Genomic DNA, 13,171 nt, shown 5'->3' with positions numbered 1-13,171 from the left:
GGGTAATTTCTGCAAAGCCTTGGTCGGGCTGCAGAAAATTCCCCGGGTACCCTTACCGAGCATGAAAGAGGGCGGCGTCGATTGCTCGGCGCCGCCCCGTATCTGAAGCCGAAACGATCAGCCCCGTGCGGTCTTCGCGACCTCGGCGGCGAAATCTTCCTTCACCTTCTCGATGCCTTCGCCGACCTCGAGCCGGACATAGCCAGTGATCTCGACGCCCGCATCGGCGGCGGCCTGACCGACGGTCTTGTCGGGATCGATGACGAATTGCTGATTCACCAGCGTAACCTCTGCCATGTACTTCTTCATACGGCCTTCGATCATCTTCTCGATGACCTGCTCGGGCTTGCCGCTCTCGCGCGCAATGTCGATCTGGACCTGACGCTCCTTCTCGACGAGCGACGCGTCGAGCTCGGACTCGTTGAGCGCGGCGGGATTGGTCGCAGCGATGTGCATCGCAACCTGCTTGCCGAACGCGTCGTTAGAGCCGGACAGCCCCACCAGAACCCCGATCTTGCCCATGTCCGGCGCGGCGGCGTTGTGGACATAGGTGACGATCGATTCGCTCGACAGCTTTTCCATCCGGCGCACGGACATATTCTCGCCGATGGTGGCGATCTTATCGGTGATGATCGCGCCGATGGTCTTGCCGCCGATTTCGGTATCGGTCAGCGCACCGAGATCCGGCACCTTGAGCGCGGTGTCGGCTATGTCCTTCACCATCTTCTGGAAATCGGCGTTCTTGGCGACGAAGTCGGTCTCGGAGTTCACCTCGACCACAACGCCGGTGCCATCATCGACGGCAACCGCCACGAGGCCTTCGGCGGCGGTGCGGCCGGATTTCTTGGCGGCCTTGGCGAGACCCTTGGTGCGCAGCCAGTCGATCGCCGCCTCCATGTCGCCATCGGTCTCGGTCAGCGCCTTCTTGGCGTCCATCATGCCCGCGCCGGTCGTCTCGCGGAGTTCTTTCACCTGTGCAGCGGTGATCGCCATCCTATACTCTCCTTCAATGGGTTACGGGACGCCGTTTATATAACGCCGCCCCGCGAAAGTTCCGTAACGGGTGGGTCAGGCCTCGGCCTTGGCCTCTTCCGCGCCAGCCTCGGCAGCAGGCTCTTCGGCCGCACCGGCGTCGATATCCTCGTCCACGCCCTGCTCCATCTCGCCGATGTCGACGCCAGCGGCGCCGAGCTGCGCGCTCATTCCGTCAAGGGCGGCGCGGCTGACGAGGTCGCAGTAGAGCGCAATCGCGCGGGCCGCATCGTCATTGCCGGGAATGACATAATCGACGCCATCGGGGGAGCAGTTCGTGTCGACGATCGCGACGACCGGGATGCCGAGCTTCTTGGCTTCGGCAATCGCCAGATCTTCCTTGTTAACGTCGATGACGAACAGAAGCTCCGGCAGGCCGCCCATCTCGCGTATGCCGCCCAGCGAAGCCTGAAGCTTCTGCTGGTCCCGCTCCATGTTCAGGCGCTCTTTCTTGGTAAGGCCTTCGCCGCCCTGCTCCATCGCCTCGTCGATGCTCTTGAGACGCTGGATCGAGTTCGAGACCGTCTTCCAGTTGGTGAGCGTGCCGCCCAGCCAGCGGTGGTTCATGTAGTATTGCGCGCAACGCTCGGCCGCATCGGCGATCGGCTTCTGGGCCTGACGCTTGGTGCCCACGAAAAGGACACGGCCGCCGCGGGCAACGGTGTCGCGGACAACGGTGAGGGCCTGCTCCAGCAGGGGGACCGTCTGGGTGAGGTCCATGATGTGGATGCCGTTCTTGGCGCCGTAGATATAGGGCGCCATGCGGGGGTTCCACCGCTGGGTCTGGTGTCCGAAGTGGACGCCGGATTCGAGAAGTTGACGCAAGGAGAAATCAGGCAAAGCCATGTATTCAATACCTTTCCGGTTTGATCCTCGGCGGGGGATCAGAGCGTTGGCTCAACCGGTGGACCGTCCGGGGATGTCTCCCCCAGGGGCCCGCCCCCGCCTGTGAAGTGGACGCGTTCTAGTGCGGCGAGCGCGGCGCCGCAAGAGCGAAAACGTGCGCGGGCCGGGCGATCCTTCCGAGGCACATGGCTCCGACGGGATGTACCGCTCGCCGCCATTGTGCTCACCAACATCAGGGAATGATGCGGTTATATTTCGCGCCTTCGAGCGATGCGCCCGCCAAGAGGCCGGCCTGACCGAAGACGACCGCGATGACCGGCGTCAAAAGGGCCGTCGTGTCGGTGGTTATCGATTTGCCGCGATTTTGATAAGCGTATTCCAGCTCCGCACCCGCGGTCCAACCGGGCGACGTGCGGAAGTTCTGAAGCGCAGCCGGCGTCATGAAGAACAGCGCGTGGCTGTATTGCTGGCCACCGATCTGCAGGCCGACCGAAGCGGCGGTCGTGGAGTAGTAATCCACCGTCACGTCGTTGATCCGCAGCGCACCGCGCCCGTAGGCACCGCCAAGGCCCAGTCCCGCCTCGGTCACGACCGGCATCATCAGGATGCCCACCGACTTCTCCGCCAGCGTCCGCGTCTCGGGAAGGGTGTTGTACATGAAATTGAAGGCGGTATCGACGCGGCCGTCGATACGCTGGGCGCCGGCACTGCCGATGCCGTTGCCGCAGGCCGCGAGGGCCAGTGGCGCGGAGGCCGCCGCAAGAAAGCTGCGACGCGTGAATGCGGTCATGATGTCTGTCCTGTCCAAGGCTGCTCAACCGTGTCGGGATCTGACGTCCCGATCGTGGCGGCGACGATAGCGGACGGGTCTGCGCCTGTCACCTCGGAAAAAGCCGCGCCGGTGCCGTGGCCCGCCTGGCGCTTGGTCAGAAGAAAGAGCGGCCAGCGCTCACGTCGGCTCCCACGGATCGTCGGACCGGTCGCGCTCCGGGTCGGCATCCTTCGGCGCGGCGGCACGGCGGGCCTCCTCCGGCGCCAGTTCCGGATAGGTGGCGGCAAAGCGTGCGGATTGACGCTCCGTCCAGCGCAGGTCGAGCGTGTATCCCTCCTCCGTCGGAGTCTCGTCTTGAACCGCGCCCTCCTCATGAAGCCACGCGCGGGCGGCGCCGGCGGCGAAGGGGATCCTGATGCGGACCTCGCGGAGCGTCTCGGTCAGGTCGGCGGCAATCCGGTCGAGCAGCGGGTCAAGTCCCTGCCCCGTCAGCGCAGAGCCGAGATAGACATCCTCCTGCCGCGCGGCGAGGTTCTCGGCCGTTTGCCGCGCCTCAAGTGTCAAGGCGTCGGCCTTGTTCCACATCTCCAGCCGCGGCACGTCGTCGGGAACGCCGAGCGCTTCAAGGATTTCCTCGACATCCTGTGCCTGAGCCTCGGTCTCGGGATGGGAGATGTCGCGGACATGCAAAATTAGATCGGCATCCAGCACTTCCTCCAGCGTGGCGCGGAAAGCGGCGACGAGCTGCGTCGGCAGATCCGAGATGAAGCCCACCGTGTCCGACAGGATCACGTTGAGGTTATGCGGCAGCTCGACCGCGCGCATCGTCGGGTCGAGCGTGGCGAACAGCATGTTCTTGGCCATGACGTCCGCCCCGGTCAGCCGGTTGAACAGCGTCGATTTGCCTGCGTTGGTGTAACCGACGAACGCCACGATCGGATACGGCACCTTGGCACGCGCGGCGCGGTGGAGTTCGCGCGTGCGGACGACCTTTTCGAGCTGCTTGCGGATGCGGACGATCTGCTCGTCGATGGCGCGGCGGTCGGCCTCGATCTGGGTCTCGCCCGGTCCACCGACGAAGCCGAGGCCGCCGCGCTGCCGCTCCAAGTGGGTCCAAGCCCGCACGAGACGCGTGCGTTGATAGCTTAGCGCGGCGAGTTCGACCTGAAGAACCCCCTCGCGGGTGGCGGCCCGGTCGGCGAAGATTTCGAGGATGAGCGACGTGCGGTCGAGCAGCTTGACCTTCCAGGCGCGCTCGAGGTTGCGCTGCTGAACCGGGGTGACGGTGCCGTCGATGAGGACGAGTTCGATCTCGTCTCTCTCGATCTGCGCGCGCAGCTCCTCCACCTTGCCGGATCCGAAAAGCATGCCCGGATGCGGCTTGGGCAGGCGGACGACCTCGCTTCCCACGACCTCCAGTCCCGGCAGCGCATGGGCGAGGGAGACGGCTTCCTCCAGCGCAAGCTTCGGGTCGCGGCCGGACCGGTCGCCGCCGCGCATGTCGGGATGCAGGACGAGGGAGCGGGTCGCGCGCGCCTCGGTCGAATGCCCCGTCTCAGGCGTCTCAGGCGGCGTCAGAGCCATCCCCTTCGTCGCCGCCGCTGTAGAGATTGATCGGCTGGGCCGGCATCACCGTGGAAATCGCGTGCTTGTAGACAAGCTGGGACTGACCGTCGCGGCGCAGCAGCACGCAGAAATTGTCGAACCAGGTGATCACGCCCTGAAGTTTGACGCCGTTGATCAGAAAGATCGTGACCGGCACCTTCGTCTTGCGGACATGATTGAGAAAGGCGTCCTGAAGGTTCTGCTTGTCCGATGCCATGGTCGCGGTCCCGTCCCGGTGCGCCCCTTGCCCGGAGCGTCGATTAAAGGTCATTGCGTTCGTTATGAGGGCCCGTTCCCCAAGTTTCCACCCCTGAAACAAATCCCGGTGACGCGGTGCGGCAACAGGTGTTGCACTCCTGCCGACGCGGCGTCAGTCGCGCCAGAAATCCGGATTCAGGAGTGCGATCAGCGCCAGCGATTCCAGTCGCCCCACGACCATAACCGCGGCCGCCACCAGCTTGGCCGCGTCGGGGACGACGTAGACTGCGGCGCGTCCCCCGATCGCGATGTCCGCCAGCGGTCCGGTCGTCGTCAGCGACGCGACCGCGAGCGTCAGCGCCTCGGCGAAGCCAAGCCCGGCCAGCGCGAGCGCCAGCGTCGCGACCGCGAGCGACGTGGCGAAGAGCATGAAGAATACCCACGCGGCATTGATCCCGCCCCGAGGAAACCGCACGCCGCCGCGGCGTTTGTTGGCGACAGAACTGGGATGCACGAGGATCGCCATTTCGCGCCGGCCATGGGTGTAGAGCGCGTAGATGCGCAGAAGCTTCGCCCCTCCCGCCGTGGTCGCGACGCCGCCGCCGAAGACCGCGAGCCCCAGGAGCAGGACCGAAGGCGTGGTGAAGCCTGACCAGTTCTGCGCGTCGTCCCAGTAGGTGCTCTCGAATCCGGTGGTGGTGAGGAAGGACAGGACCGTGAAGGCCGACCCCCAGAGCGCGCCGAGCGCGGCGCGGGTATCGGTCAGCCGATCCTCGTCAAAGGCGCCGATCCAGTGACGCACGAAAAGGAAGACCGTCACCGAGCCGATGATCATGCCGGCCACCCACAGCTCCCGGTCCTGAGCCAGGAGGCGGAACCGCTCCCTGCCGATCTCGGGCGAAAAGGTCCGGCGGCTGAGGGCGAAGACGAGGAACAGCGCGATCAGGATCTCGCCCGGGACGCCCGCGCCGGCCTCCACGAAATCCGTGTCGTTGGTGATCCCGGAGGTGGAGAGCGTGGACATGGCGTGGATTACTGCGGTCGTCGCCGGCTGCCCCGCGCCGACGAGCATCATCCACAAGGCGAGCGTGAGGCCGAAATAGATCGGCACCAGCAGCGTTGCGGCACGCGCGACGCGGGCCTGCGGCGTGGTCACCTCGCTGCGCCCGGGCGGGCCGTCGCCCTGGGGCCCCACATCACCGGACACTTCGAACCCGCCGAGGCGGAGAGGCGCGAGGATTGCGGCGGCGGCGATCCAGATCAGCAGCCCGCCCTGCCACGCGACCATGGCGCGCCACAGATGGACGCTGTCGGGGAGGAGGCGCGGGTCAAACAGGCTGCCGCCCGTGGTGGTCATTGCGGCGACCATCTCGACGTAGAGGTCCAGAAAGCTCGCGTCGCGCACGATCTCTCCTAACGGGACGGCCGCGATGACGGGCAGAAGCGTGAAGACCCCCAGCAGCGCCAGAAGATTGCTCCGCGTCGGATTGTCGGTCTCGTATCGTGCGGTTGCGAGGCCGATCGCAGCGGTCAGTGCAAGAAAGATCGTGCCCGCATAAAAAAACGCCCGCGCCGTCACGTGAAAATCGAGCGCGGAGGCATGGAACGCCGGAATGTACATCGTGGCCGACAGGATGCCCGCCAGCGCCACGATCAGCGGCACACGCGCGAGCATCCGGGTCATCCGAAGAAGTCCACCTGCACCTGCAGAAGCCGCTCGACCTCCGGAACGTCGGCCGCCAGGGCGAAGATCACGACGACGTCGCCCTCCTCGATGCGGGTGCCGCCGTCGGGGCGAATCACCCGGCCGTCGGCCTTGCGGATCGATCCGACCAGCGCGCCTTCGGGGAAGTCGATGTCGCGGATCGCCTGCCGGGTCATGGGAGAGGTGGACAGAACCTGCGCCTCGATCACCTCCGCCTCGGAGTCGCCAACGGAATAGACGTTGCGAACCCGGCCGTGGCGGACATGGCGCAGGATCGACGACACCGTCGTCTGCCGCGGATTGACATAGGCGTCGATGTCGAGCGGCTCCAGCAGCGGCACGAGGGTCGGGTCGTTGATCAGCGCGATCGTCTTTGAGCAACCCGCCGCCTTGGCCCGCACGGCAGCCAGCAAATTGGTCTTGTCGTCGTCGGTCACGGTCAGGACGGAATCGGCGCGTTCGACATTGGCTTCGCGCAGAAGCTCGATGTCGAGGCCGTCGCCGGAGAGGACGATGGTGCGCAACAAGGCTTCGGCCGCGCGTTCGGCGGCGCGGCGATCACGTTCGATCATCTTGGCGCGGATCCGCTCCGGCGCCGAATCGAGCGCCTGTGCCACGGCGAGACCGATATTGCCGCCGCCGATGATCACGACACGCTCCTGCCGCCGAACCTGCTTGCCGAAGATCTCCTGCGTACGGGTCAGGTCGTCGGCGTGACACAGGACGTAGATCTGGTCCCCCGACTTGAGCTGATCGCCCGCGTCGGGCACGAAAAGCCGTCGGCCACCGGCGCGACGTACGCCGACCACCACGGCGCGGAGGGTCGAGAACAGTTCCGACAATTGCCGCAGCGGCGTGTCGAGAACCGGACAATCGGGGTCGAGATGCAGGCCGATGAACTGGGCCCCGCCGTCGATGAACTCCTCGATATCGAAGGCCTCCGGCGCGCGCAGACGTCGCAAAGCGGCCTCGGCCACCTCGCGCTCCGGCGAGATGACGACATCGATCGGCAGGTGGTCGCGGCGGTAGAGACCCGAGCGGACGGCGGACAGGTAGCTCTGCGCCCGAAGGCGCGCGATCTTGCGCGGCACCGTGAAGATCGAATGGGCGATCTGGCAGGTCACCATGTTGACCTCGTCCGAATGCGTCGCCGCGATCAGCATGTCCGCATCCTCCGCGCCCGCCTTCTCGAGGATATCGGGATAGGAGGCGAAGCCGGTGATGCCCTGGACGTCCAGCGTATCGCTCGCGCGGGCCACGAGGTCGGGGTTGTTGTCGACGACGGTCACGTCGTTGCGCTCGCCCGAGAGATGGCGCGCGATCTGCCATCCGACCTGTCCGGCTCCGCAGATGATCACTTTCATGCCCGCTCCCCCGTGGCGGACCGCTACGGGCCCAGCATCAGGGCGTCGGGATAGGCGCGCGGATGCGGGCGGTCAATCGGGCGGTCATCGGATAACATGCGGGTGCGCATTGTCCGGCACGTCGGCGATGCTATGACAGAAGGCATGAAACTCCTGCTCGCCCTGCCCCCGATCGCCCTCCTCGTTGCCTGCGCCGCCGGAAGCGAGGCCGTCTGGCTGCGGCCCGGCACGCCAGCGCTCGCCGCGGAACGCGACTACCTGCAATGCGCGGCCGAGGCGCAGGACGCCTTTCCCGTGACCACGCGGATCGCGACCGCGCCGCGCATCACCCTGAGCGGCGGCTACTGCCGCGACCGTATCTGTACCGGCGTCAGCAACATTCCCGACATTTACGATTACGATCAGAACGAGCCATTGCGCGAGCGGGCGATCGACGTCTGCATGCGCACGAAGGGCTATGACCGGACCGTCCTGCCCGCCTGCGACGGCGGAGAGACGGTGTTGCAGAGCCAGCCCTTCGACACGCGCGGCGTTTGCGTCACACGGAGCGGACGGATCGCGGCGAACTAGTCGTCCACCCGCGCGACCCGCGCACCGCCCCGCGCGGTCGTGACGACGCCCAGCGACTTGAGCTTTCGGTGCAGGGCCGACCGCTCCATCCCCACGAACGCCGCGGTGCGGGAGATGTTGCCGCCGAAACGGTTGATCTGCGTCATCAGATATTGCCGCTCGAAAAGCTCCCGCGCCTCGCGCAGCGGAAGCGAGGCGAGCGAGCCCGACAGCGTCATGTCGCCCTGATCGCCACCACCGTCACCGGGAGCCGGCAATTCGGACGGTTCGATCGGACCGGTCCCGTCGCCCAGGATCAGGACCCGCTCGATCACGTTGCGCAACTGGCGGATATTTCCCGGCCAGCGCATCGTTTGCAGCAGGGCCTTCGTCTCGTCGGACAGGACCCGCAGCGGCAGACCCTGCGCCTTGTTCAGGGCGGCGATGAAATGGTCGGCGAGCACGGGGATGTCGTCGCGCCGCTCCTCCAGCGAGGGGACGTCGATCGGGACCACGTTGAGGCGGTGATAGAGTTCCTCGCGGAAACGCCCGCTGCGGACCTCGTGCATCAGGTCGCGGTTGGTCGAGGAAATGACGCGCAGGTCCACGCGCACCTTTTCGGTGCCACCGACACGCGTGAAAGCCTGCTCCACCAGAACGCGCAGAATCTTGGACTGCGTGCCCTGCGGCATGTCCGCCACCTCGTCGAGATAGAGCACGCCCTCATGCGCCTGCTCCAGAAGGCCCGGCTCGACACCCTTCTCGGGGCTTTCGCGACCGAACAGCACGATTTCCATCCGCTCCGGCTCGATCGAGGCCGAGGAGACGGTGACGAAGGGCCCGGACGCGCGGTTGGACTTGCCGTGGATGTAGCGGGCGGCGACTTCCTTTCCGGACCCGGCCGCGCCAGTCAGCATCACGCGACCGTTGGAATTCATCACCTTCTTGAGCTGACCCAGCAGGCCCTTGTAGGCGATCGACTGCCCGATCATCTCGGCGGAGGAGGCATCCTTGCGGCGCAACTCGCTGTTTTCGGATCGCAGGCGCGACGTCTCCATCGCGCGGGTGACGACGACCATCAGCTGATCGAGGTTGAACGGCTTCTCGATATAGTCGTAGGCGCCCTGCTTGATCGCGGCGACGGCGATTTCGATGTTGCCGTGACCCGAGATGATGATGATCGGGATATCGGGGTGGGTGCGCCGAACCGATTTGAGGATGTCGATCCCGTCCATGTCGCTGTCCTTCAGCCAGATATCGAGGATCATGCAGGCGGGTGCCTCCTCCTCGATGGCCGCCAGGCAAGCCTCGGCGGTTCCGGCGGTGCGACACGAATAGCCTTCGTCCGTCAGGATATCGGAGATGAGGGACCGGATGTCGTCCTCGTCGTCGGTGATCAGGATGTCTGCCATGGTCAGTGCTCCTCCTCGATGCGGGGGAGGCGGATCACGGCCTCCGCCCCCCGGTGTCCGTCGGGGCCCGGTTCGGCATCGCGCAGGTCGAGCGTGCCTCCGTGCTCCTCGATGATCTTCTTGACGATGGGAAGGCCGAGGCCCGTCCCCTTGTCGCGGGTCGTCACGTAGGGTTCGAACAGACGCGCCCGATCCTGCGGCAAGCCGACTCCGGTATCGGCAATGCGAATTTCCACATGATGATCAAGCGTCTCCAGCGTGACCTTCACACGCTTCTCGAACGGCGCATCCAGCTTCTCCTCGCGCGTCTCGATCGCTTCGCCGGCATTCTTGACGAGGTTCGTGAAGGCCTGGCCCATCATCGTGTGATCGAATTCCGCCGGCAGCGGCCCGTCCGGAATGGTGGCGACGAGTTCGATCGGGTCGAGCGCGGCGCGCTGAAGCGTCACCGTCTCGCGCAGAAGGGCGGCCAGATCGCCGCGCCTGCGCTCCGGCTCCGGCATCCGGGCGAAGCGGGAGAACTCGTCGACGATGCGCCCCAGATCGCCAGTCTGCCGGACGATGACATCAGTCAGTTCCCCCAGCTTCGCGGCGCTTTCGGGTGACAATTCCTTGCCGAAGCGGCGGTTGACGCGCTGAGCCGACAGGCGGATCGGGGTCAGGGGGTTCTTGATCTCGTGCGCGATGCGACGCGCGACGTCGCCCCAGGCGGCCATCCGCTGCGCACTGACGAGGTCGGTGACGTCGTCGAAGGCGACTACGTAGCCCTCCGGCGCCTCATCGGCACCGGGCCGCGTGGCGATGCGGACGAGAAGGCTCTCGAGCTTGCCGCCGCGGGTGAGGCGGATCTCCTCCTGCATCGTATCGGCATGGGTCTCCTGCAGCCGGGAGAGGACGGTCGCGAATTCCGGAACGACGCGCCCGAGATCGACGCCGTAGCGCTCCTCGTCGAGAACCAGAAGCCGCTGGGCCGAGCGGTTCATGAAGTCGATGCGCCCGTCGGGGTCGAGGCCGATCACCCCGGCCGTCACCGACCCGAGGACCGAGTCGAAGAGCCGCCGCCGCCGTTCGGTCTGCATGTTGGTCTCGACGAGGGCGTCGCGCTGTCCCTTCAACTGCCGGGTCATCTGGTTGAAGATCCGCCCGAGCATGGCAATCTCGTCGTCTCCGTCCTCCTCGGTAACGCGCACGGAGAGGTCGCCCTGCCCCACCCGCTGCGCCGCGCCGGCGAGCCTGCCGACGGGACGCGACAGCCGCTCGGCGAACCATAGGCCTGCCCAGGTCGCCGCAAGGATTAGGATCAGCGCAAAGCCGAGATAGAGGAGAGCGAATTCGAACAGGATGCGCCCGCGATCCCGCTCAAGCTGTTGATAAAGCTGCGCTGTCGCCCGCGTCTCGTCGAGGAGTTGCAGGATGTCCCCATCCACGGCTCGCGTGACATAAAGGTAGCGGTCGGGATAGGCATCGAGTTTAAGAAGAACGCGAAACTCATTGATTTCCTTGTCCTCGATCAGGATGACCGATCCGTTCTCCGCCTGATCGAGGCGTTCTGGCGGAATTGGCTCGAAATCGAAGAGGTAGGAGCGCTCGCCCCGCGCCCGAATTTCACCGGCGCCGTCCACGACGAAGGCTTCCTCCAAGCCGCGCTGGATCTGCGCCTGTCCGTCGGCGAGAACCTCGCGCAGATTGCCGTCATCCATGAAGAACGCGGCACGCTTGGCGACGTCGAGATAGCTGCCGAGCGCGCGGGCATCCTCCGTGAGCCCGTCGCGGACCTCCTGCGCATAGGCCTGCGCCGCCTCCACCGAATTGCCAAGCGCGTTGCGGACCCGGTCCGAGAACCAACCCTCCAGCCCGATATTTATCGTGACCGTCGCGAATACGGCGGTCAGGATGGTGGGCACCAGCGCGATTCCGGTGAACACCCCGGTCAGCCGCAGGTGAAGCTGTGACCCGGCGGAGCGGGCGCGGCGGGCGGCGATCATTCGTGTCAGGCGCCGGACGACAAGCGCAGCAACCGCAAGGATGTAGACCGCATCGAACAGCAAGACGCCGCGCAACCACGTCAGGTCGCCGCTCGGACCCCGGACGCTGAGCGCGAGGAAGGTAAGCACGACGAGTGCGGGACCCAGCACCACGAGAACGACCGCGATGCCGGACTGAATCTGTCGCCGCCGCTCCCACAGGAACATGCGCGACCGACCGGCTCTGCCGGTTCCGGTAATTTGCGAAGCTCGCACGCCTGCCCCTGCTTCAATGTCCCACCGCGCGTCTGGCCCGCCGGGTTGTTCCCGATCTGCAACGCTGTGGCTTCTTTACATCAACTTGCGCCGGCGTGTCACGTGAATTTCCAGATCCAGAACCTTCTTTCGCAGCGTATTGCGATTGATGCCCAACAGGTCGGCGCAACGTGCCTGATTTCCGCCGGTGGCATCGAGCGCGATTTCGATCAGCGGGGCCTCCACCTCTCGAAGAACCCTTTGGTAAAGACCCGGCGGGGGGAGCTGCCCCGCCTGCAGGTCGAAGTAGCGGCGCAGGTGACCCTCGACCGCCTCGCTCAGGTTGTCTCCGGCCGCCGCGGCCCGCGGACCGGAAGGCACATTCGTCAGAACGGCCTCAACTTCCGACTTGGCGATAACCTCCGCCGGACTGGTCGCGACGAGACGGCGAACGATATTTTCAAGCTGTCGCACGTTGCCCGGCCAGGGATGTGCCCGGATAAGGGTCATCGCCTCGTCGGAGAAGCGGCGCATCGATCCGCCTTCGCGTTCGGCACGCGCGAGGAAGTGCGTGGAGAGCAAGGGAATATCGTCCACCCGTTCGCGCAAGGCAGGTACGTCGAGTTGCGCTCCCGCGATCCGGTAATAGAGGTCCGACCGGAAGCCATCGGGACCCTTGGCGTCGAGAAGGGGCGCGAGATCGCGCTGCGATGTGGCCATGATGCGGGGGCCGCCCTCGGCCAGCGTGTCGAGCATCCGCACGACGCGGCTCTGGGCCTCAGGCTCAAGATCGCCCACCTCGTCGAACAGGATCGAGCCGCCTCGGGCCTTTGCCACGAGTTCCGCCGTTGCGTCGTAGCCGGTCAGGTCCGCCCCCGTCGCCGTCACGAAGGGCAGCGTACGCCGATCTGAGAAGTCGTGAATCGCGCGTGCGATCAAGGATTTTCCGGTACCGCTTTCACCCGTCACCAGGACGGGAAGATCGGTGTTCATCACCCGCGCCACGAGCCGGTAGAGCGCCTGCATCCGCGCTGTGCGCCCGACCAGAGGGAGCTCGTCGGCGGGACCGGCCTCCGTGCGTTCCGCCGCGGGTGTCGCGTTCCGCTTCTGCTCGAGGGCACGGGACGCGCGCTTCATCAGGTCGGGCAGGTCGAACGGCTTCGGGAGATAGTCGAACGCTTCCGCCTCGGCCGCCTGTATGGCCGTCATGATGGTGTTCTGCGCCGAGATAACGATGACGGGCAGGCCGGGCCGGGCCTCCGCGATCTTCGGCAGGGTTTCCAGCCCGTTGCCGTCGGGCATGATGACGTCGGAGATGACGAGGTCGCCCTTCCCCTCCTCCACCCACCGCATCAACGTCACCAGCGACGCCGTCGCATGCACCTTGCAACCGGCGCGGGTGAGCGCCTGGGTCAGTACGGTTCGGATCGTGCGGTCGTCGTCCGCAACGAGGATCGTTCCATCCATAT

11 protein-coding genes are annotated in these 13,171 nt (G+C 65.9%); 1 reads left to right on the top strand and 10 read right to left on the bottom strand.

The window, feature by feature from the left end; all coding sequences use genetic code 11:
• Positions 1–117: 117 nt before the first annotated feature.
• From tsf to trkA, 7 genes are all read right to left on the bottom strand, one after another.
• The gene (tsf, locus tag JSE7799_RS15895) at positions 118–993 is read right to left on the bottom strand and encodes a translation elongation factor Ts (RefSeq protein WP_055664490.1); all 876 of its coding nucleotides are present in this window, start codon (positions 991–993) and stop codon (positions 118–120) included.
• 75 nt (positions 994–1,068) lie between these two features.
• Entirely contained in the window at positions 1,069–1,878 is an 810-nt protein-coding gene (gene rpsB / locus JSE7799_RS15890; RefSeq protein ID WP_055664489.1) for a 30S ribosomal protein S2, read from the bottom strand.
• 232 nt (positions 1,879–2,110) lie between these two features.
• Entirely contained in the window at positions 2,111–2,668 is a 558-nt protein-coding gene (locus JSE7799_RS15885) for a lipid-binding SYLF domain-containing protein (RefSeq protein ID WP_055664488.1), read from the bottom strand.
• 159 nt (positions 2,669–2,827) lie between these two features.
• A complete protein-coding gene (hflX, locus tag JSE7799_RS15880; RefSeq protein WP_083480639.1) occupies positions 2,828–4,234 on the bottom strand; it encodes a GTPase HflX in 1,407 nt (468 codons plus the stop codon).
• Positions 4,215–4,472, bottom strand: coding sequence for an RNA chaperone Hfq (gene hfq / locus JSE7799_RS15875; RefSeq protein WP_055664487.1), 258 nt, complete (start codon positions 4,470–4,472; stop codon positions 4,215–4,217). The genes hflX and hfq overlap by 20 nt, the downstream gene beginning before the upstream one ends.
• Positions 4,473–4,625: 153 nt before the next feature.
• Positions 4,626–6,137 carry a potassium transporter TrkG gene (locus JSE7799_RS15870; RefSeq protein WP_245624915.1) on the bottom strand — a complete coding sequence of 504 codons (1,512 nt, stop codon included), beginning with the start codon at positions 6,135–6,137 and terminating at the stop codon, positions 4,626–4,628.
• Entirely contained in the window at positions 6,134–7,522 is a 1,389-nt protein-coding gene (trkA, locus tag JSE7799_RS15865) for a Trk system potassium transporter TrkA (protein ID WP_055664486.1), read from the bottom strand. Before trkA ends, JSE7799_RS15870 begins: the two co-directional genes overlap by 4 nt.
• Positions 7,523–7,666: 144 nt before the next feature.
• On the opposite strand from trkA, the gene JSE7799_RS15860 reads away from it, so the two are divergent.
• Complete coding sequence (locus JSE7799_RS15860) at positions 7,667–8,092, top strand: hypothetical protein (RefSeq protein ID WP_144431758.1); 426 nt, start codon at positions 7,667–7,669, stop codon at positions 8,090–8,092.
• Here the strand turns inward: JSE7799_RS15860 and ntrX are convergent.
• The 3 genes from ntrX to JSE7799_RS15845 form a co-directional block, all read right to left on the bottom strand.
• Positions 8,089–9,483 carry a nitrogen assimilation response regulator NtrX gene (ntrX, locus tag JSE7799_RS15855; protein ID WP_055664484.1) on the bottom strand — a complete coding sequence of 465 codons (1,395 nt, stop codon included), beginning with the start codon at positions 9,481–9,483 and terminating at the stop codon, positions 8,089–8,091. The genes JSE7799_RS15860 and ntrX overlap by 4 nt on opposite strands.
• A 2-nt stretch (positions 9,484–9,485) precedes the next feature.
• Entirely contained in the window at positions 9,486–11,675 is a 2,190-nt protein-coding gene (locus JSE7799_RS15850) for a sensor histidine kinase NtrY-like (RefSeq protein ID WP_055664483.1), read from the bottom strand.
• Positions 11,676–11,798: 123 nt separating this feature from the next.
• Entirely contained in the window at positions 11,799–13,169 is a 1,371-nt protein-coding gene (locus JSE7799_RS15845) for a response regulator (RefSeq protein WP_055664482.1), read from the bottom strand.
• Between the last annotated feature and the right edge of the window lie 2 nt (positions 13,170–13,171).

The sequence above is a fragment of the Jannaschia seosinensis genome, from assembly GCF_001408515.1.
Lineage (GTDB): Bacteria > Pseudomonadota > Alphaproteobacteria > Rhodobacterales > Rhodobacteraceae > Jannaschia > Jannaschia seosinensis.
The sequence above is the reverse complement of the archived record's forward strand: the minus strand, read 5'-3'. Positions and strand labels throughout refer to the sequence as shown.